The sequence below is a fragment of the Nitrospira sp. genome, from assembly GCA_016788885.1.
In the GTDB taxonomy this organism is placed as follows: domain Bacteria; phylum Nitrospirota; class Nitrospiria; order Nitrospirales; family Nitrospiraceae; genus Nitrospira_A.
In genome coordinates this window covers 32,042-53,245 of the sequence record JAEURX010000037.1, presented here as the reverse complement: position 1 = coordinate 53,245, position 21,204 = coordinate 32,042, and the positions used below count along the sequence as shown (strand labels likewise).

Sequence of the window (21,204 nt, the reverse complement as noted above, 5' to 3'; positions counted from 1 at the left end):
TCCGAAGGAATTGGGGAAGCCTGTGTCTCAGCGAGGGACGCCCCTCACCCCTGACTTCCAACAAGCCCCATCAAGCAAAGTGTGCTGATGCCTCAGACATGCGCAACCGGTGAATCCAATGCCGCCGCCGACTGCATGTTCTCCGAGACCTTCGGCGCAGGCACACGGGCATAGGCCTTATGCCACGAATCGAGCAGCATCCTGTGCGTGCGACATCCCACCACCAAGCGGGCATCGGAAATGGTGACCGGTTTGTACGGTAACAGGTATCGCGACTTGAGTCGTGCCACACGAACCAATGATTGCTGCAACCGCTCCTGAGTGATTCGACCGTCTCGCACCGCGCGCTCCATCGCCTGCATTGCCGTCTGCACTCGATCCTGATCTTTACAGATCAACAACACATCGCACCCGGCCACAAATGATCGGACGGCCGCCTCGCCGATCCCATCGTGATCGATAATGGCATGCATCTCCAAGTCATCCGTAAAGACGACGCCGTCATACCGGAACTCTTCCCGCAGCATCCGCTGAATGACGGCCGACGAGAGGGTTGCCGGGGCATCGGGATCTAACGCGCGATAGAGCACATGCGCCGTCATCAAGCTGGCCACACCGAACCGGATCGCGTGCTGAAATGGGGGGAACTCCGTGTCGCGGAGCCGCTGAAGTCCCGCATCCACCACCGGCAGTACCTTGTGCGAGTCGGCCGAGGTATCTCCATGGCCGGGGAAATGTTTCCCGCACGCCACCACCATGTTGTCCTGCAACCCGCCGATGGTGGCCTGCCCCAACTCCGCAACGAGGCCAGGGTCCGCGCCGAAGGCCCGGTCACCGATCACGGGATTCTCCGGATTACTGTTCACGTCGAGCACCGGCGCCATGTTCATGTTGATGCCCACCGCACGCAACTCCTTCGCGATCGTCGCCGCGGCGGAGTAGGCCAGTTCGCTGGAATTGCACTGTCCCAATTGTGCGCAGGGAGGGAAGATCGTGAATTCAGCAGGGAGCCGCGACACACGTCCCCCCTCTTGATCGATCGCGATCAACAAGGGCGACGCAGGCGACAGCTTTTGTAACCCGTTCGTCAGATCGACAATTTGCTGAACCGATTCGAGGTTGCGTCTAAAAAAGATTACGCCGCCCGGCGTGTACGCCTTCATGAACGACGCCAGCTCTTTGCTGACCGTGGTCCCCATGAACCCCATCATGAAGAGCTGACCGATTTGCTCTCGTAACGTCATGCGACCCTACTCCGAGAAACTGGTGAGAAGCGACTGATGTCTCGTGAAGCACGTGCTCGAGCCTGACCGCTGCCTCTAGGGCAGGGTGCGATCGAGCAGGAATTGAATCAACAAGCGCGTACCAATGCCCGTGGGCCCCTTCGGCAGATAGGCCCGTTCGCGCTCGCTCCAATCCGTGCTGGCAATATCCAGATGGATCCAGGGACAATCGCCCACAAACTTGCTCAGGAATAACGCGGCAGTGATCATGCCACCCCCACGGCCACCGATATTCCGCATATCCGCCACATCACTGCGGAGTTGCTCGAAATATTCCTCCCACAGCGGCATCTCCCACACACGCTCACCGGCCCGCATGCCGGCATTGCGAACCTGCTCCTTCAACAGATCGTTATTACCAAACATCCCGATCGCAAACTGCCCGAGTGCGACGACGCAGGCACCGGTCAAGGTCGCGATGTCAAGCAACACCGCCGGCTTGTATCTGGTGGCATAGGCCAAGGCATCCGAAAGAATCAGCCGCCCTTCAGCATCCGTGTTCTGCACCTCGACGGTTTTGCCGGAGAGCGTCTTCACCACGTCGCCCGGCCGCATTGCGCGTCCACCAGGCATATTTTCAGCCACCGGCAGAATACTCACGAGGTGCAACGGTAACTTAAGCCGTGCCGCAGCCCGCATGGTGGCCAGAACCTCGGCCCCGCCGGTCATATCGGCCTTCATGTGCTCCATGTTTTCAGCCGGCTTGAGCGAAATCCCCCCCGTGTCGAACGTGATCGTTTTGCCGACCAGCACCACCGGCGGGTCACCCTTTTTAGCCTTCGCGCCTTTGTATTCGAGGATGATGAACTTCGGCGGTTCATGACTACCCCGAGCCACGCCGAGCAACGCCCCCATGCCGAGCTGCTCCATATCCTTCTGCTCGAGCACCTTGAGCTTCACACCCGACTCCTTCGCCACGGCTTTCGCCTCTTGGACGATGCGCGTGGGCGTCATGACATTGGCCGGATGGTTACACAGGTCTCGCACGAGCACCGTCGCCTCGGCCGTTGCCACACCGCGCCGGATCCCCTCATTGATCTGTGAAAGCAGCGACGCTTGGGAGGTATGAATCGTCACACGTTCGACATCAACCGGTTTGCTGCCGTTCGGACTGCGGTAGGCCGTGAATTGATAATTCCCGAGAATGGCCCCTTCGGCCATCGCTTGCGCGACATCCTGAACGGGGATCTCCTCGAGCAGAGCCCCGGGCAGCACCACGCCGAACGAAGACACCTTGGCCTGACGAACGCGTTTGACCGCAGAGCCCAGCGCTTGGCGAAAGGCATCCAGGCGCAGGTCCTTGGCTTTGCCCAGCCCGGCGAGCAACAGACGTTTCGCCTTGGCTTTACCCTGGGTATGAATCAACAGCCCTTCGCCGAGTTTCCCTTCAAATTCTCCTCGCTGCATCAGCGCGGCAAGCTGGCCTCCGAGTTGAGTATTGATGGCGGCCGTTTCCTGCGTGAGGTCTGAGTCGCCCTCGCAACTGAGCACTACCAGAACCTCGGCCCCCTCGTTCTCCGCCCGTCCGACCTGTGCTTGAACCTGGATCTTCTTCATCAATCCTCCCCTCGTTCGTACCGTTCACCGGCTGCGCCTACACCCCGCGCATGTCCGGCGCCCACACGTGCTTATGCAACTGCAACTGGAACCGCACCGGTAATCTGTCAGCCAACACCCACTCCGCCAATTGCCGCGGATCCGTTTCCCCAAATACCGGACTCACGAGCACCGTGCACCGGGCCGTAAGATCGCGACGACGAATCAGGTCGCGCGCCCATTCATAGTCGCCTCGATCCTTGATCACAAACTTCACTTCGTCATGAGACGCCAGTCGCTCCAGATTCGGCCAATGCATACGCTCAGCCATCCCGCTCCCCGGACATTTTACGTCGAGCACCACGCGGACTCGCCGGTCGACCCCGGCAGTATCGATGGCGCCGCTCGTCTCCAGCAACACCTCAAACCCTTCGTCACAGAGTCGGGCGAGCAACGAACACGCCTCCGGTTGACTGAGTGGCTCCCCTCCGGTCACCTCGACCAGGGGACACCCGAAGGCACGCACCTGCTCGATCACATCGTTCTCCGTGAAATCTCGGCCGCCGTAGAACGCATAGGCCGTGTCACACCAGGTGCACCGAAGCGGGCATCCGGTCAAACGAACGAACACGCAGGGTCTGCCCGCATGGGTGGATTCGCCTTGGATGCTATGGAAGATTTCCGTCACTTTGAGCATGCTTGATCACGTCGGCCGCCAGCCCATTAGGATGGCGCAGGGCGGTCCTCCTCAGGTCCAGGTGGTGGTCGGCCACCCGTTCCGCTGCGCGATCCGGCCCATGCCGCGAATCGGGTTGACGACCAGTGGATGCCCCACCATCCCCAGCAATTCGACATCGCCGGGACTATCGCCGTAGGCAAACGAGTGGGCCAAGTCAATACCGGAATCCCGCGTGAGTTGCGCGATCAGCTCCCGCTTGCCGGGGCCATAGGGAAGGGGCGCACAGACGTGGCCGGTGAATCGGTGCTGCTGCTGTTCCAGGCTGGCGGCCAACAGAGTCGGCACTTCCAACAATGCAGCGAGCGGTGCGATCAGAAAATCGAGGGATCCGGTGACCATCACGATATGGTGTCCGGCTCGACGATGTTCGTCCATGCGCGAAAGCCCTTGTCTCGACACACGCGGAAACAGGTCGGCCCGGCAAAACTCCTCGGCCAGCGCGCGAACTTCAGCAGCGGGTTTTCCGGCCAGATAGAGTTTCCGCTCGCGGAGCGGATGCAACGACACCGGAGGCGCATTCTGCAACACCCAGCCGATGCTGTCCCGCACCTCGCGCCACCCGACCAGTCCTCGCTTCCACAGATACCGAAAAAACCGCACTTCACTCGCTTGCCCCGGGAGCAAGGTATTGTCCACATCAAACAGCGCGGCCACACGAGTCTGCCGACCGGTCTGCGAAATATGAGAGGTTGAGAGAGGCGTCATCTCGAACGTGAGCCCGTCGATCGCTGTGATGGGAAAGGATGTGCGACGTGTCCCCGAAACTCGCGTCAGATTCTACCGGACAACTAGTTGATTGACAAGCATTTTGGACCACTTCTATAATGCGCTTCCCCTGAGGGCCGACGTCGACGTTGCAAGGCGGGCCGTCCACGGTCTGCGATGCGTGCGTACAGACCGGGCCCAATGTTCCGATGGAGTAAGCCTCGGTTGCCGAAGTGGTGGAATGGCAGACACGCACGTTTGAGGGGCGTGTGGCGCAAGCCGTGCGGGTTCAAGTCCCGCCTTCGGCACCAAATATTCAACAGGCCCGTCACACACACAGGGAGGGCACTCACCGGGTGCCAACCTGATCGTCCCGTCCGTCCCCCTCACACCAGCCCGGCAGCTTCCGTCGTGCATCACGTGCGTACATCCGCCTATTGATAGACGAACGACTCCTCTACGCGTCGGCATGAATCGACGACGTCACGCTGGTCCATTCTGTGTAGATAAATGGCCCTACTGCACTAGGGCCCAATTCCATTGCCCAATGTCAATCATCTCTAACTGCCCTCCCAACCTTGGTGTTATCATGCCAGTCTCATGGGCCCATGCGGCATCGTATGGGCGAGGCGTTCGGTGCCCGATGAATCATCGGCACAGCGCACGTGAAACGGACGGGAAGAGTCGGATGCCGCAGCCGACGCAGCATAGACGAAGGAGCCACCTGTGAGTGCCCAAGACCTGCCATCGACATTTCCATCTGCCGGAGATCCGTCTTTGCTCGAAGCCTTTCTCCGAACCCTCGCCAACCAGGCCTCGGTCGGCATCTTTCTCGCGGACTCCCACGGGCATACGCGTTACCTGAATGAGCGACTGCGTCGCATCGCCGGCCTGTCCGGCACCTCAGCTGCAGGAGAATGCTGGCTGAATGCGCTCCTGCCAGAGGACTATGACCTCATCGTCACCGACTGGACCACGGCCATCGAGCAGGATCGAAGCTTTTCACGCGAGTTTCGCTTTCAACGGCCTGACGGATCGGTACGGTGGGTCATGGCGGAAGCCTTTCCGCTTCGGATCGGCGACGGCCCTTCCAGCGGATATGCGGGCATGGTCCGCGACATCACCCCAAGACAGTTGGCCTTGGACGCCCTACACGCCTGTGAGGAACGCTATCGAAGTTTAGCGTCGCTCTCGCCACATCCGATTTTTGTCTATGCTGACGAGACTCTTCTGTTCATGAATGACGCCGGCGCAAGACTCTTCAATCTCCCGACAGGCCACCCCCTCGAAGGCCGCGCGCTGTCGGAATGCTTTTCCCAGGAGTTTCTCCACGATCTCCCACTGTCTGTTCCCGCTGCCTCAGTCGAGCGGCAATGCCCGCGACCGGATGGCACCACGATCGACATGGAATTGGTCGCCAGCGCCGTCATGTTCGACGGCCACCCGGCCATTCAGGTGCTGGCCACCGACCTCTCAGAGCAGAAACGTCTCGCGGCGCAGCTGCGTCAGGCAGAAAAAATGGCGGCCGTCGCCACACTGGCCGGCGGTATGGCCCATGAGTTCAATAATTGCCTCACCGCGATTATGGGATTTTCCGATTTAGCGTTGCCGCTTCTTGTTCCGGACAGTCGGGCCCACGGGCATGTGCAACAGGTCATCCTCGCCTCCAGACGGGCACGGGACTTGGTTACCCAGATGCTCATGTTCAGCCGCCAAACAACCGGCGCCAAACAACCGGTGTCCCTCGATATCCTGCTCAAGGAAACCTTGCGCCTGCTGAAGGGCCGGCTCCCGAACACCATCAGTCTCCGCGAGTGGATCACCGGAGCGACCCATCCGGTCCTCGCCGACCCGACCCAGATCCACCAAATCTGCGTTAAGCTCCTAGCTCATGCTGAGGGAGCGATGAACGCGACCGGCGGAGTGCTTGAAGTGCGTCTCGACAATGTCGATTTGAGCCACGTGATAGACGGGCAGGAACTCCCGCTCCGCCCGGGTCAATATGTGCGCCTCACCGTCTCGGATACCAGCAATGATGTGGGCGCAGCGGACCAACTCCGTAAACTGGGCCCTCTCTTTGCGCATCTTCCGGGAGGAACCCAGGCGGGGGCGGAACTCGGGGCAGCGCAACAGATGGTCAGCGAACAGGGAGGGACGCTTCGTGCCACCAGTTCGGTCGGGCAAGGCACCACCATTGAGGTCTACCTGCCGGCAATCATTCCCCCCAACACGGCTGTGGCAGCCGAACCGCAGCGGGACCGAGCGTCGTCACCCATCACGGAACAGAGGGAATTTCTTGCCGAGCGAGACAAAGAGCGATAGAGTCACAGTGCCGGAGATACGGCCCGCTCACACCACATCGGCTGTGTCATAACCACCGCACACCGACGACACGATTTCACCGAAGAGGACTTTTGCGAGGAACGATATGCCATCGGTTTTGATTGTGGACGATGAAGAAGCGATTCGCCGGCTTATCCGCAGCACACTTGAGCAAGCGGGCTATCACGTTCAGGAAGCGGCGGACGGGAAACAGGGCTTGTCGCAATACCGCCAGGCACCCGCAGACCTGGTGATCATGGACATTCTCATGCCAGATCAAGACGGCTTGGAAAGCATTCTCACGTTACGTCGCGAATTTCCGAATGCGAAGATCATGGCCATCACCGGGGGCAGCGACATGATCGGCATCTTAAACTTCTTGGATGTGGCTCGCATGCTCGGCGCCCGCCGCACGCTCCAAAAACCCTTCGAGATGCAGCAGTTGTTGGACGCCGTCCAAGCTGAGATTACCGGCTGACCCGCACCCCGCGCAGATCCTTTGTGCCCTCACGCGACTTCCCACATTGACTTCCAGCCGGGCGATCCGCACACTACGCCCGCTTTCGTGCCCCATTCAGAGATACCACGGACCGGAATGATGACTTGGTGGACTCCTCAACTACATGCCGTGCTGGGCGGCCTTGTCATCGCCATGGGCATCTTCGTCATGTGGGAGCAGGCTGCGCTCCTCTTGACGGTATTGATCGGCGCTGCCGCCACCGCCTTTCTCCTGTGGAAGGGACGGAGCATCGGAACCGTCTGGGCCTGGACCACCTTAGGGCTCGGCCTTGAAAGCATGACGTGGCCGATCGTGACCATGGTGCAGCTGCGCATAAGCGGCAGTCAACCGACTGAGGAACAGATGGAGACAATCCTGAACGCTGTCATCTTCGGACTGTTCACATCGGTGTTCTGGGTCACCTTCGCCTTCGGCCTCTTTAAGCGCCTGCGGGAACAGCAGGCGCCTCCTGCTCAGGCGACAGCATCCACTCCGATCCGCAAGAAAAACAAGCGGGTGCGGTCGTAACCCACCTCACGCCATCGAGACCGGATCTACGTCGATATCGTACCGCAGCCCGCCCCGCCGGGAGTCTCGTTCCAGTGCCTCACGGGTTTCCAAGACCACGGCCCTCCCGGCCTCAGAGGCATCGGATTTGACCAAGATCTGCCAACAATACCGACCACGGACCATGGCATGGGGTGCCGGGGAAGGACCCAGGATGTGCAGTGGCTGCGGCACCTGCATCAACCCGGCCTGACTCGACAGCAGAGTCGCACCGTGACCACCCATGGTCTGCGCTCGCTGGATGGACGCCGCCTGTCCTCGTAACAGCGCCGCCCAACGGTGCGCGGCCTGCGCCACTACCGGCTCCGCCGTTCCGGACACATCCAACCGAATCAGGCAAGTCCAGGGCGGATACTGAAGCAGTTGCCGAAAGGCCTGTTCTTGCGCCAGAAACAGCTCCTCGCTGCCCGACACGAACGCCAACACCGCGTGATGATCCGGGAACCGGGTCTGCACCAGGAGTCGGCCTCCGGCGGCGGCCGGGAGGGCCAATTCCGCGGCGTCCACGAGGGCATGATACATCCGCTCGGCTGAACGGAAATCGGGCACGTGCAAACCGGCATCAGCATCCGGCACCGCCACGAAGGCGGCCTTCGCCGGCAGCGCCAACCGAAACAGCATCTGCGTGCCGATCACGATATCGAGTTCCCCCGCATGGAGCAGCCGGCTGAAGGCCCTGGCGTCCGCCGGACGACGAATCGTCTCACCGTCCACACGCCCCACACGGGCCAGGGGAAACATCCGCCGAACCGCCTCTTCGATCCGTTCCGTGCCCAACCCGACCGGCTCCAACTTGAAAGACTGGCACCCGGGGCACTGATCCGGCACGGGCTTCGATCGCCCGCAGTAGTGACAGCGCACCTGATTGCGACGCCTGAAAAAGGTCAAGGCGACGCTACAGGCATCGCACTGCGGCATCTCCCCGCAATCCTTGCAGTGAAGCACGCTTGCGAAGCCCTTGCGATTGAGGAAAAGGATCGCTAACGATCGCCGCTGCATGGCGTCACGGATGCCTTCGCACAGAAGAGGCGTGAGCACCGTTTCGGCAGATGAATCTCTGCCGTACCCATTCAAGTCGACCATCTGAATCTGGGGACGGTGGGTCGGATCGCGATACACACAGGGCGTCATCAGACCCTGTTGGACGGCCGCCCAACTTTCAAGCGAGGGATGAGTCGATGCCAGCACCAGCACGGCGCCATCCCGGCGGGCGCGTTGGCCGGCCACGTCTCGAGCATGATACCGAGGCACCTGCTCCTCTTTGAGTGACAGATCGTCCTCTCCTTCGACCCACACTAGTCCAAGCCGGTCGAGAGGTGCAAACACCGCCATGCGCGTGCCGATCACAATCATGGTCGACTCAACTTGGGATGCCTGCCACACCGTCGCACGCTCCTTCTCAGAGAGGCCGCTGTGCAGGACTATCGACTGCTCGCCGGCTGCTGTAAACACTCCTGCCAGGCGACCGGCGTTCTCGACATCCCCCGTGATCACCAGCACTCGCCGACGCTGGCGGAGAGCGGCCTGTGCAGCCTTGACCAGACACCAATGTCTCGTGGCACGTTCCCCCTCAAGCAACAGCGCGGAGAAGACCTGCCCCGCCAATGCCTTGTCGATCACCGCTGGCCACGACAGCGCGTCCGCCGGGGGGAGCGACAGGCGCTCACCGTGTTCCGTCATGGGAAGGGCCGGCGCTTCGTTCGAAACTTGATTCTTCCCACGTCGAATACCTTTCGGAGCAACAGCTTCATCATGGCGCTCGATCAAGCCTTTTTTGACCAGTGCCCGCAACGCCGTCATTGCAGCGGACTTGTCGCCCTGCAGAAGGGTACTGCCCATCACGCCCTTCGGGCGGCGACGAAGGCGCACCAGGAGTTGCATTTCGGTTTCGCTCAGCCCATTGAGTGAAGAGAGTTGAGCAAGGCCCTGCGCTGTCGGTAGGTATCGAGTGGGAGTGCGACGAGGCTGATCGACGGGAGGAAGCACGAGCTTAATGCATTGGCCCCACGGGGCAGCATACCGTTCCGCAACCCAACGGCTCAACTCGATCTGAGCAGGGGTCAGCAGATCGAGCGACGAAGCCACCGCGCCCGAACGCAGCGGTTTGAGTCCTCCCGCCGGAGCCCCCGGCGGCAGCCGGTGGTGCAGCGCAATGACCACGCCCTGCAGATCCTGCGACCCAAACGGCACAACGACGGCTTGTCCAACGGCAATGCGACCTCGGAGTTCCGCCGGAACAGCATAGGTAAAGGATCGGTGGAGTCGACGTGGTAATACCACGTCGACATAACCAGGGGGAGACGCAGGTGCCTGCATGGGCTGGTCACGCATGCGGCATTCTAGCAACACAAGGCTAGGGCAACAATGACGGAAGCCCGGGGTATTGAGCAAGGAGCGGATAACAGGGGGGAGGACACGACGCGGCGACCAGCTGACAGAGACACGCCGGTCGCCGCGCTGGACTAAGAGCCGGGAGTAGGTGTCGGCATGCTCGAATCAATAGGCGCAGCCGGCACCGCCACATCGGACACTGCACGGGCCCGCTCGCCTGACGCGTCGGACGAAACCGGGACAGACGGATTGGCTGATGCGGCCGGCAGACTATCGACAACCGCAGGCGCCGAGCCCAACTGGGTAAAGCTGTACGGTGCCGATTCTGACTCCTGCTCCGTGACAGGGACTTTCACCGCTTGAGGCGGGGTCTCGGTTTCCGGCGATTCCAGCACGATCTCGATGCGGCGGTTTTTCTTCCGTCCCGCCTCAGTGCCATTGCTAGCCACCGGTCGGCTCGCTCCATAGCCCACAGCAGACAGTTTCGCAGAATCCATTCCGCCCTTCTCGACCAGATACCGCACGATTTCTGCCGCGCGTGCCTTCGACAACTCCCAGTTCGTAGGGAAGGCTCCTTTCAACGACGGCCCGATTTCCATATTGTCGGAATGACCTTCGACACGGACCTGTTGAGAGTCAGCCGCGGTCGCTAAATATTCCGCCACCTTTGCCAGGACGGGCACACCAGCGGGCTTGACCTTAACCTCTCCCGACTCATATTCCAACTGATCAGCCAGGTCATCAAGATTCAGCCGTACGCCGCCGCGTACGCGGTCGGCACCAGCCGTTTTCGCAGTCTGTGCGTCCTGCTGAACCGGGACGGAGGGAACACCATTCGTGGCCGAGACCGGTTGGACCGTCACGGCGGGAAGGTCCTCTTCCCGCTGATCCGACCGCAAGGCCTGTTGAACAGATGAACCCTGCTTCGTGCGCAGACGGTCACCAATGAGGGCCCGGGACACCGCTTTCGACACGACCGCAGCGGCTGTATACGGCTCGGTCGACAGCACTTTAACTTCGCCGATCTTCCGTTCAGGAAGGCCGCCACCCGTGCGGAAAATTTCCAGACAGTCTCCGGCCCGGACACCATCCGCCTGACCTTTATCGAGATAGACAATGTTGCTTTGGGCCACGAGGGACATGTGCTTGTCGGACTGCAATTCAACGATCACCGCCTCCACGTCACCAGCTGCTGAAGTCTGCTCGGCGATCTCCTCAGCGGCGGGGGGCGTAAACCGCATGACGGGATCCCCGGGGGAAATCGGGCCATACGAACGAACCACTTGCACACCGACCAGCACCGGATCGACCTGAATCACCTTGACGACCCCGACCCGGTTGATGACGTACCCCAGATACTGCTTCGTAATGGGATGGAACACTTTGCGAGCCCGCCGGTACACCGTATAGAGATCCCCCAGGGCCGCCTCACCCGGCTTGTTTAGTTTGAGATAAAGCGTGTCGGTTCCCGACCACCCCAGCATCATTCGATTGCCCGCCAGCTGATTGTCGCCGGTCATCACATTGACCACGCCCTCCAGGGGCATGTCCTGTCGAATCGACCCCGCGGCATAGGTCAACGCGGCTTGGCCCAGGCGTACGCTTTGCGCATCTTGGGCATGAACAGGAATGGCGACTACGGCCATGAGACTGCATGACAGGATGGTCAGGCTGGCGCGCATAAATAATGTCCTCATCTAGCTTACACGTTAGGGGGTTGTCTGTAGCAACCTTAGCAAAGAGCGGGGGGTTGTCAAGAAATCGACCCGCGCCTCGCGGTTTGATTCAGCACTCCTTGGATGGTATCGTGAGCTTGTCGATGACGCCGCTCAACAGGCCGAACCACGTAGGACACCACATGACGACCGGAAGACAGCGCATCAACACCCAAGTCCCTCGGCGGACGAAAGTGCAGCCCGCTACGCCGATGGCGTCGGAGTGGGATGTCAGCTCAGGCGGCCCACCGAGCGGATTGCGAACCCCCGCCGATAAAATGAACACGGCCACAGGAAAGGGGCAGGCCTCATTCACAGAGAGATCTGAGCCGGACGAGAAATTCGCAACAGAGCCCCAGTCATAACCACCTCCCACGATCCTCTCCCTCGCTGCTTCATAACTGCTGGACAGTATTCACTTTCTAGGACTATCGGGACTAAAGACCTAGGTCCTTTGTGCGCTTGCTATTAAAAATAACCAGGGGCTAAGATTCCGACCTCTTAAATAGCCCTATAAGTCCTCAAACCCGTTGAGGTTCGAGTCGATGGCCGGTTCCGAGCTCCTCTTAGAGTACCTAAGCCGATATTTTCCAATATTGGTGTTCGTGTTCATCGCCCTGGCGTTTGGTGCCGGCACGTTACTCATCAGCTATTTTGTTCAGCCCAAGTACCCGGAACCGGAAAAACTGTCGACCTATGAGTGCGGCTCCGAACCGTTCTCGGACGCCAGAATGCCGTTTCCGGTGCGCTATTACATCTTTGCCATGCTGTTCGTGATTTTCGACGTCGAAGTCATCTTTCTGTATCCCTGGGCGATTGTCTTTAACAAGATCGGCCTCATCGGCCTGCTCGAAATGCTGATCTTTATCGGTCTTTTCCTCGTCGCCTATGTCTACGCCTGGCGAAAAGGAGCGTTGGAATGGGATTAATTCAACTGGGGGGACACGACAAAGACGGTTCCCCCGATGTGATCACCCTCACGGTTGAAAAGGCCGTGAATTGGGCCAGGAAAGGGTCCTTGTGGCCCATGACCTTCGGACTCGCCTGCTGCGCCATTGAAATGATCGCGGCCGTCTCATCCCGGTACGACATGGACCGTTATGGGGCAGGAGTCTTCCGAGCCTCCCCCCGCCAATCCGACCTCATGATCGTCGCGGGAACGGTATGCCGACGGATGGCCCCGGTGATTCGCAAGATCTACGATCAGATGCCCGAGCCCAAGTACGTCATTGCGATGGGGTCCTGTGCCACTTCAGGAAATATTTACGATAGTTACAGCGTGGTGCAGGGAGTTGATCGCTTCGTACCGGTCGATATTTATGTACCGGGATGTCCTCCTACTCCGGAAGCCCTCTTCGACGGCATTCTGAAACTGCAGGAGCGCATCATGCAAAAGCGCGTGTTCCTTTCACAGCCGAAGGAAGTCAGGGACGCCCTGAAGGTCTGACGGACGGAAATCTAGGTCATGAGTCACCCAGCGAAACGAATCGAGGAAACGTTCCCGGGCGCCTGCACGAAGGTAGCGGAATGGCGGGGAGACGTAGCGGTGACCGTCAACCGTGCGAGTCTACACGACGTGGCGCAGTTCCTTCGAGACGATCCCGCCCTGCGATTCGATTATATCGTCCACGTCAGCTCGGTGGATTGGCCCGACGACGAGGAACGATTCGAGGTCGTCTACGAAGTCTACTCTGTTCGCACGCGACAGCGGATTCGCCTGAAGGCTCGGGTGCCGGAATCAGACTGTATCGTGGACTCTCTGACCGACATCTGGAAAGGCGCCGATTTCATGGAGCGCGAGGTCTACGACATGATGGGGATCCGATTCCGGAACCATCCCGATCTTCGCCGCATTCTGATGCCGGACGAATACGACGAGGGCTATCCCCTGCGCAAAGACTTTCCGCTCCGCGGAAAGGGCTGGCGTGACACATTCGAATTTTTGGATGAACCGACCCGATAAAGGCGGCCTGGCAGGACTACGGCACGATCATGGCACAGTTCGAAGACCAACGAACTACGGTTTATAAAGTCGATCCCGAGCATCCGGAAAGCGAAACGCTTCCAACGCTCAGGACCGAAGAACTCCTCCTCAACATGGGACCGCAACACCCAAGCACCCATGGCGTGTTGAAAGTCATCCTGGAGTTGGAAGGTGAGCGCCTGGTCAAGTCCACCCCGGTCATGGGCTTTCTCCACCGCGGAGTGGAAAAACTGGCTGAAGAAGGAACCTATCATCAATTCATCCCGCACACGGATCGACTCGACTATGTGTGTGCGATGTATAACAACTTTGCCTACTGTCGAGCGGTCGAAAAATTAATGAACATCACGGTGCCGGACCGTGCCGAGTATCTGCGCACCATCGTGGCGGAAATTCAGCGCATCATTGGCCACCAGTTCTGGTTGGGCACCCAAGCCCTCGACATCGGTGCGATGACCGTCTTTTTCTACTGTTTCCGAGACCGTGAAATTCTGCTCGACTGGTTTGATGAGCTGTGCGGTGCCCGGCTCACCACCAGTTGGTATCGCATCGGCGGTGTCGAGCGGGACTTTACGCCATCTTTGTTCGCCAAACTGAAACAATTCCTGGATTACTTTCCGCCGAAGATCGATGAATACGTCATCTTCCTGGAAAAGAACCGCATCTGGCTCGCGCGAACTAAGGGCGTGGCCGTGATCTCGGCTGAGGACGCCCTGAGCTTTGGGCTGAGTGGACCCACGCTGCGCGGCTCCGGGGTCGACTATGACCTCCGTAAATATGAACCCTATTCGGCCTATCCCAAGTGTGAATTCAGCGTCCCCGTCGGAAAGAACGGCGACACCTATGATCGATACTGGATTCGCGTGCAAGAGATGTACGAAAGCGTCAAGATCATCCGCCAGTGCCTTGAGCAGATCCAGGACGGGCCGGTCATGGCAGACGTCCCCAGCGTCACCCTGCCTCCGAAAGAGCGGGTGTTCACGAACCTGGAATCCATGATCCAGCAGTTTAAATTGTTTTCGCAGGGATTCAATGCCCCTCCGGGAGAAATCTACTGCGGAACCGAAGCGCATAAAGGCGAGTTGGGGTTTTATATCGTCAGCACGGGCGGAGGGAAACCCTACCGGTTGAAAATTCGTGCGCCCTCGTTCATCCATATGGGCGCGTTCGATCATATGTCGAAAGGCTATATGATCGCTGATGCCGTGACGATTTTCGGCACATACGACATCGTCATGGGCGAGTGTGACCGTTGACGCATCGAGTGGTTCAGAGGAACGACGCCCCTGTCGTTCGTCGGATCGCCAAATCGATAAATCGTATTTGAGGAACCATGGGCTTGAAACCAGCGACTAATCCCGACGTCGAAGCCTCTACCATCGAACTGTCGATTGATGGACGAACGGTATCGGCCAAGGACGGCGTCTCGCTCTACGATGTCATCGCCAGCACGGGCAAGATCATCCCTGCCATGTGCTACCACTATACCTTCGATCCCTTCGGCTCCTGCGGCATGTGCCTCGTGATGCAGGAAGGCAAGAAAGCCCCGGTCCGCTCGTGCACGGCTAAAGCCACAGCGGGCATGGTGATCCGCACCGAAGGCGAGGATCTGTTCGCGGCGCGCAAGAAAGCGGTTGAAAAACACCTGTCCGTCCATCCCCTGGACTGCCCGGTCTGTGATGCCGACGGACATTGCGAACTCCAGGACATGGCGTTCCAACATGGTGTCACCAACCTCGCCAGCGCCAAACAAAAGTTTATTCCCGAGGACACGCGGAGCTTGGTGCTTGATTTCAACATGAATCGCTGCATCGCCTGCGCCGAATGCATCAATGTCTGCAAAGACGTCCTGATGATCGACGCGCTGCAATTCATGAAGAAGGGCGGCTTCAACCAGGTCGTTGCCAAGGGTGACCAGCCGCTGGCCTGTGAGTTCTGCGGGGACTGCCTGGCTGTCTGTCCGGTGGGCGCCATCACGAACAAATACTCCAAGTATTTGTACAAGCCGTGGCAAATGAAGAAAACCACGACCACATGTAACTATTGTGGTGACGGGTGCCAGATGCATCTCGAAACCAAGGACACCGAAGTGGTCCGCGTCACCTCGCCGCTCTCCTGGAAGAATAAGTGGGGCGATCGCACTGAAACCGCCAAGGGTCATGGTGGGCTCTGCGTCAGGGGGCGATTCGGGTTCCAATACATCGACAGTGAGCAACGCCTGCGGCAGCCTCTGGTTCGCATCGGCGACACCTTGACGGAAACACCCTGGCTGGATGCCATGCAGACGGTCATTGACCGACTCTCCGACATCCACCGCAAGCATGGTCCGGAGTCGATTGCCGGACTCATTACCGCCCGCTGTACGAACGAAGAGCTGTATCTGTTCCAAAAGCTCATGCGAGCCGGCCTGAGGACCAACCAGCTCGACAGTAGCGCGCGGTATGGCCATCTGAATTATGTTCACGCTGTTCGCCATGCCGTCGGCATTGGCCGCCCGCTGAATGATTGGGAAGACCTGACCAAAGCCAAGGCCGTCCTTGTCATCGGGTCGAACATCACCGAAACCAACCCCTTAACCGCCGTCCGTATCAAGGAAGCTGTCCGCGTCTATCATGCCCAAGTGATCGTCGTCGACTCTGCCACGACCAACATTGGCCAACTCGCGTCACACCCGCTCCTGGTGAAGCCGGGAACGGAGGCCCTGTTGATCGACGGCCTGGTCAAAGCCGTCATCGAACAGGATCTCGTAGATGAAGCGGCTACCACGCAACATCCTCAGGCGTTTGCGGCTCTGAAAGCGGCGGTCGCACAGATTTCGCTGGATCACGTTGCCTCGCAAACCGGCGTCCCAGTCGATCAGATCCGCGAGGTAGCAACCATTTTTGCCGAAGCACCGCGCGCCGTTGCATTGTGCGCAGAGGGCATCGTTCGTCGTCCGAATGGATACCAGAATGTCCTCAAGCTCATTGATCTCGCCTGGGTGACGGGAAAACTCGGGCAACCGGGCTCCGGCGTCACGACCGTGACCGAAGAGGTCAACGAACAGGGCGCCATCGACATGGGCGTGGCTCCGGAATTTTTGCCTGGGCAAGCACGATTCGATGATCCCGGCGCGCGTGAACGCTTCGGCAAAGCCTGGGAAGTCACCCTGCCCGCGACCGGCACGGGCGCGAATCTCCTTGAGATTCTGGCACGTATCCAGACCGGCCAGATTAAGGCGCTCTACGTCATTGGGGAAAACCCCTTGGCCACCTTACCTGCCTCGATGCAGGTGAAAGCTGCCCTCGACAAACTTCAACTCTTGATCGTTCAGGATCCGTTCCTGACTGAAACCGCCAACATGGCGCACGTCGTGCTACCGGCCGCCACCTATGCGGAAAAGGACGGCACCTTCACCAGCCTTGAAGGGAAGGTCTTACGCGTCCGCCAGGCGCTTGATCATGTCGGCGAAAGCCTCCCGGATTGGCATATCCTGATCGCCCTGGCCAATGGGCTCGGCTACGAGTGGCCCTACCAGTCGCCCCAGGACGTGCAAAACGAAATTATGAAACTGTTGCCGGGGTACTACAACCTCGGCCAGCCTCGGCGGGTCTCGCCGTCTCCGGATGCCTATCTTTCGAACGGTTACGCAGCCGAGGTCCAGGAGCGTTATCGCCGCCCTGCGGCACAGGCATCCACGGATGATGAGGCACGGCCCTATACCCTGATGATGGGACAGGTCCTCTATCACTCCGGCAAGATGTCCACCCAGGCATCAGGGCTCATCAATATCGAACCGAACACCGGGCGGATACGCATGAATCCGGCCGACGTCGAAAAACTCGGCCTCACAGAGCAGTCCACCGTCCGACTCACATCACGCCAAGGTGCTGTCCAAGCGGGAGTGAAGGCTGACTCGGACATCCAAGTCGGCTGCTGCTTCTTTCCGGAACATTTCAACGAACCCCCGGTGAAAGATTTGATGACCACGGAAGCCGATCCAGTCACCGGAGTGCCGTATTTCAAATCGACGCGTGTAACGATTGAAAAGGTTGGTGCGTAAGAGTAAGCTCGTCCGTCTTTTTGATGTCGCGAAAGGTGTTGGGAATGAGTGTCGGGGCGTTGACCAAAAAAATTCTTCATGCGGCGTTGTTTTATGAAATATGGGACGCGATGAAGGTGACCTTCAAACACATGTTTCATCGCCCCATCACCTTCCAGTACCCTCGCGAGCAGCGGACGATTCCGGATGGTCACCGAGGTGCCCTCGGCCTGCTTCGCTACGCGGATGGTCGCGATCGTTGTGTGGGCTGCGATCTCTGCGAGGCTGCCTGTCCGTCCCGTTGCATCAAGGTCATCAGCCAGGAAGACCCCGAACGGCCCTTACAGCGTTTCGCCAGCGAGTTCTATATCGACATCACCAAATGCGTGTTTTGCGGATATTGCGTCGAAGCCTGTCCGGTCAACGCACTGGCGATGACCAAAATGTATGAATTCTCCACGCACGACAAGCGGACTCTCCTGTTCGACAAAAAACGCCTCTACGAGGTCGGCGCACGCCATCTCGACGACGCAAAAAAATATCTGTATACGCACAACCAAGAAAAGAATTCGGACGAGAGTCGGGAGTATCGCTATTACTTTCCGCAATCGGTCCTCAAACCTACACAGTCACAACCCAAACATTTGAGCTGAACCGTACTGTTATGGCTTTCTTGTTTTTCGCGTATTTCGCAGTGGTCAGTATTGTCGCCGGTATCCTGACCGTGTCGCTGAAGAACCCGGTGCAGTGCGGGCTCGCACTCCTGGCCCTGCTTCTTCACGTCTCAGGTCTCTTTGTCATGCTGAACGCCGAATTTCTCTGGGCAGTGCAAGTCATCGTCTACGCCGGCGCGATCCTCGTGCTGTATCTGTTCGTGCTCATGCTATTAAATCTCAAGACCGACGATCGCTACTTCCATGCCAAAACGCCGTACCTGCTGGCTCCCGCTGCGATAGGTTTGGCGTATCTCGTATTTCTGTTGGTCCGCTCTCCATTCAGCGGATCCCGGGGGGACGCCTCGACGGCCGCCGTCCTTCTCAATGGCGATGCGCATGCCGTCGGCATCAAGATGTTCAGCGACTACTTGCTCCAATTTGAAATCATCGGCGTCTTTCTTACCGGCGCCATCGTCGGTGCCATCGTCTTGGCCAAAACCCCGAAGTCAGTTGAGACGAGGCGGGACGCATGATTCCCTTATCCGCCTATGTTGTCGTCAGCGCGATTCTGTTTACGACGGGCCTGCTCGGTGTCCTCATCCGGCGCAATTTTATTATCGTCCTGATGTCCGTCGAAATCATGTTGAACGCCGCCACCATCAATCTGGTGGCGTTTTCCCACTATCTCGAATCCATGCAAGGTCAGATCGTCGCCTTGTTTATCATCGCGATTGCGGCGGGAGAAGCGGCAATCGGGCTCGCGATCATCATTGTGGTGTTCCGCGGCAAAATTTCCACCAACGTCGACGAAATGAATCTTTTGAAGTGGTAACGTGTCCGACTCTATTGATCTGATCGTCAAACTGATTCCCCTGTTTCCCCTGATGGCTGTCCTTGTGAACGGCCTCTTCGGACACCGCTATTCTCACGATCTCGCCCACCGCTTCGCGTGGGGTTCGGTCCTGATGTCCTTCCTCTGTGTGCTCGCCGTGTTTACGGAAACCCTCCGCACGGGAGCGGCACGGGAGGTCATCGCGTACAAATGGATCTTTGGCGGAGATCTCACGATCAACCTCGCCTATTTGATCGATCCGCTTACCTGCATCATGCTGTTAGTGATCACCGGTGTGGGCTTCCTCATCCACGTCTACTCCGTTGGCTACATGCATGGGGAGACCGGTTTCACACGTTTCTTCGTATACATGAACTTGTTCATGGTCTCGATGCTCCTCCTCGTCATGGGCAACAACTACGTGGTGTTGTTCATCGGCTGGGAAGGAGTGGGACTCTGCTCGTACCTATTGATCGGCTACTACTACGACAAAGTCTCGGCTGCCAAAGCCGCCACAAAAGCCTTCGTAGTCAACCGGATCGGAGACGCCGGATTCCTCCTCGCGATTTTCCTCATCTTCGTGAACTTCCGGACGCTCGATTACACGCAAGTCATGCAGAATGCCGCGCAACTCTCACCAGAAATGGCCACCGCCATTGCGCTGTGCCTTCTCGTGGGTGCCGTCGGCAAGTCAGCCCAGCTTCCCCTCTACACCTGGTTGCCGGATGCGATGGAAGGCCCCACGCCGGTCAGCGCGCTCATCCATGCCGCTACCATGGTCACCGCCGGCGTCTACATGATCGTGCGTAACCATGCCATTTTCGATCTGGCGCCCATCGCCATGACCACCGTCGCCTGGATCGGGGGGGTGACGGCGCTCTTTGCCGCAACAATCGGCCTCGTCCAAACCGATATCAAGCGGGTGTTAGCCTATTCCACCGTCAGCCAGCTGGGGTACATGTTTCTTGGCTGCGGTCTCGGCGCCTACACCGCTGCCGTATTCCATTTAATGACCCACGCATTCTTCAAGGCGTTACTCTTTCTCTCGGCAGGGTCTGTCATTCACGCGCTCTCCGGTGAGCAGGATATCCGAAAAATGGGGGCGTTGAAGTCCAAGATTCCATGGACGCACGCGTTGTTTCTCATCGGTACTATCGCCATCGCGGGAATCCCGCCTCTAGCAGGCTTTTGGAGTAAGGACGAAATCATGGGCCATGCCTTCGTCCACCACCATTATCTGCTCTATGGCATGGCCGCGGTCGGCGCGTTCTTGACGTCTTTCTACATGTTCCGACTGACCTATCTGACCTTCTACGGAACGTCTCGGCTGGATCATCACACTGCAGAACACGTGCATGAATCTCCAATGGTCATGATCGGGCCCTTGATCGTTTTGGCTACCCTCTCAGTCGTCGGCGGCTTTCCTGGTGTGCCGCCAGAGAACGGTTGGTTCCACCATTTTCTGCATTCGGTTGCCGGAGTCGCCGGAGAAGAACATGCAACTCCGCCCGCATTGATGTTTGGCCTGATGGGGACCGCCACTGTCATCGCGCTCCTCGGATGGGGGCTTGCCCACTATTTTTATAGTGGACCGTCAACGGCAGCCACCGCTCTGGCCGACCGCTTGCCCGGCGTCTACACCACACTGCTCAACAAATACTATGTGGACGAGTTGTACGATACCCTGTTCGTCGAACCTACCAAACAGTTGGGAAGACTCTGCGACTGGTTTGATCGGACCATTATCGACGGGATTGTCCGCAGCATCGATCGTGGGACCGATCTAAGCTCTGCGGCAATCACCTGGACAGAAAAACACGTGGTCTATGCCGGACTCAATATCATTGGATATGCGAACCACCTCCTGGCGCGCTCCTGGCGCCGCCTTCAAACCGGCATGGTACACCAGTATGCGGCCATCATCGTGGCGGGACTCTTTATTCTCGTCCACCTCATCTTGTTGATCTGGACCGGAGGCGGTTCCACCGGGTATTCAGCACGCTGACGCGGCAGA

18 protein-coding genes and 1 tRNA gene are annotated in these 21,204 nt (G+C 58.8%); 13 read left to right on the top strand and 6 right to left on the bottom strand.

All coding sequences use genetic code 11. From position 1 onward, the window contains the following. Positions 1–92 precede the first annotated feature (92 nt). The 4 genes from nagZ to JNL86_09860 form a co-directional block, all read right to left on the bottom strand. Positions 93–1,244 (bottom strand): beta-N-acetylhexosaminidase, encoded by a 1,152-nt coding sequence (nagZ, locus tag JNL86_09875; protein ID MBL8043212.1) that lies wholly within the window; start codon positions 1,242–1,244, stop codon positions 93–95. A gap of 75 nt (positions 1,245–1,319) precedes the next feature. Then, positions 1,320–2,840, bottom strand: coding sequence for a leucyl aminopeptidase (locus JNL86_09870; GenBank protein ID MBL8043211.1), 1,521 nt, complete (start codon positions 2,838–2,840; stop codon positions 1,320–1,322). A gap of 37 nt (positions 2,841–2,877) precedes the next feature. Next, the gene (gene queE / locus JNL86_09865) at positions 2,878–3,516 is read right to left on the bottom strand and encodes a 7-carboxy-7-deazaguanine synthase QueE (protein MBL8043210.1); all 639 of its coding nucleotides are present in this window, start codon (positions 3,514–3,516) and stop codon (positions 2,878–2,880) included. A gap of 51 nt (positions 3,517–3,567) precedes the next feature. Further along, positions 3,568–4,263 (bottom strand): HAD family hydrolase, encoded by a 696-nt coding sequence (locus JNL86_09860; protein ID MBL8043209.1) that lies wholly within the window; start codon positions 4,261–4,263, stop codon positions 3,568–3,570. Between the two features lie 227 nt (positions 4,264–4,490). Here JNL86_09860 and JNL86_09855 point away from each other — a divergent pair. The 4 genes from JNL86_09855 (at position 4,491) to JNL86_09840 (ending at position 7,612) form a co-directional block, all read left to right on the top strand. Then, positions 4,491–4,574, top strand: a tRNA-Leu gene (locus JNL86_09855). A 415-nt stretch (positions 4,575–4,989) separates the two neighbouring features. Further along, positions 4,990–6,585, top strand: a complete 1,596-nt coding sequence (locus JNL86_09850; GenBank protein ID MBL8043208.1) for a PAS domain S-box protein — start codon at positions 4,990–4,992, stop codon at positions 6,583–6,585. Between the two features lie 106 nt (positions 6,586–6,691). Further along, positions 6,692–7,063: a response regulator gene (locus JNL86_09845; GenBank protein MBL8043207.1), complete on the top strand. Its 372-nt coding sequence runs from the start codon at positions 6,692–6,694 to the stop codon at positions 7,061–7,063. 117 nt (positions 7,064–7,180) lie between these two features. Further along, complete coding sequence (locus JNL86_09840; protein ID MBL8043206.1) at positions 7,181–7,612, top strand: hypothetical protein; 432 nt, start codon at positions 7,181–7,183, stop codon at positions 7,610–7,612. A 6-nt stretch (positions 7,613–7,618) separates the two neighbouring features. Here JNL86_09840 and priA read toward each other — a convergent pair whose 3' ends face one another. Beyond that, on the bottom strand, positions 7,619–9,982 hold the full coding sequence (priA, locus tag JNL86_09835) for a primosomal protein N' (GenBank protein ID MBL8043205.1): 2,364 nt from the start codon (positions 9,980–9,982) through the stop codon (positions 7,619–7,621). A gap of 131 nt (positions 9,983–10,113) precedes the next feature. Next, positions 10,114–11,679: an OmpA family protein gene (locus JNL86_09830; GenBank protein ID MBL8043204.1), complete on the bottom strand. Its 1,566-nt coding sequence runs from the start codon at positions 11,677–11,679 to the stop codon at positions 10,114–10,116. A 563-nt stretch (positions 11,680–12,242) separates the two neighbouring features. Here JNL86_09830 and ndhC point away from each other — a divergent pair. The 9 genes from ndhC to nuoL all read left to right on the top strand — a co-directional run bounded on the left by ndhC (position 12,243) and on the right by nuoL (position 21,195). Beyond that, positions 12,243–12,626 (top strand): NADH-quinone oxidoreductase subunit A, encoded by a 384-nt coding sequence (ndhC, locus tag JNL86_09825; GenBank protein ID MBL8043203.1) that lies wholly within the window; start codon positions 12,243–12,245, stop codon positions 12,624–12,626. Then, entirely contained in the window at positions 12,617–13,144 is a 528-nt protein-coding gene (locus JNL86_09820; GenBank protein ID MBL8043202.1) for an NADH-quinone oxidoreductase subunit B, read from the top strand. The genes ndhC and JNL86_09820 overlap by 10 nt, the downstream gene beginning before the upstream one ends. An 18-nt stretch (positions 13,145–13,162) precedes the next feature. Then, entirely contained in the window at positions 13,163–13,660 is a 498-nt protein-coding gene (locus JNL86_09815) for an NADH-quinone oxidoreductase subunit C (protein MBL8043201.1), read from the top strand. 29 nt (positions 13,661–13,689) lie between these two features. Continuing rightward, entirely contained in the window at positions 13,690–14,937 is a 1,248-nt protein-coding gene (gene nuoD / locus JNL86_09810) for an NADH dehydrogenase (quinone) subunit D (protein ID MBL8043200.1), read from the top strand. Between the two features lie 83 nt (positions 14,938–15,020). Continuing rightward, positions 15,021–17,723 carry a molybdopterin-dependent oxidoreductase gene (locus tag JNL86_09805; GenBank protein MBL8043199.1) on the top strand — a complete coding sequence of 901 codons (2,703 nt, stop codon included), beginning with the start codon at positions 15,021–15,023 and terminating at the stop codon, positions 17,721–17,723. A gap of 23 nt (positions 17,724–17,746) precedes the next feature. Next, on the top strand, positions 17,747–18,355 hold the full coding sequence (locus JNL86_09800; GenBank protein ID MBL8043198.1) for an NADH-quinone oxidoreductase subunit I: 609 nt from the start codon (positions 17,747–17,749) through the stop codon (positions 18,353–18,355). An 11-nt stretch (positions 18,356–18,366) separates the two neighbouring features. Then, positions 18,367–18,891, top strand: coding sequence for an NADH-quinone oxidoreductase subunit J (locus tag JNL86_09795; protein MBL8043197.1), 525 nt, complete (start codon positions 18,367–18,369; stop codon positions 18,889–18,891). Continuing rightward, on the top strand, positions 18,888–19,190 hold the full coding sequence (gene nuoK / locus JNL86_09790) for an NADH-quinone oxidoreductase subunit NuoK (GenBank protein ID MBL8043196.1): 303 nt from the start codon (positions 18,888–18,890) through the stop codon (positions 19,188–19,190). Before JNL86_09795 ends, nuoK begins: the two co-directional genes overlap by 4 nt. A gap of 1 nt (position 19,191) precedes the next feature. Then, positions 19,192–21,195: an NADH-quinone oxidoreductase subunit L gene (gene nuoL / locus JNL86_09785; GenBank protein ID MBL8043195.1), complete on the top strand. Its 2,004-nt coding sequence runs from the start codon at positions 19,192–19,194 to the stop codon at positions 21,193–21,195. The last annotated feature ends 9 nt before the right edge of the window (positions 21,196–21,204 follow it).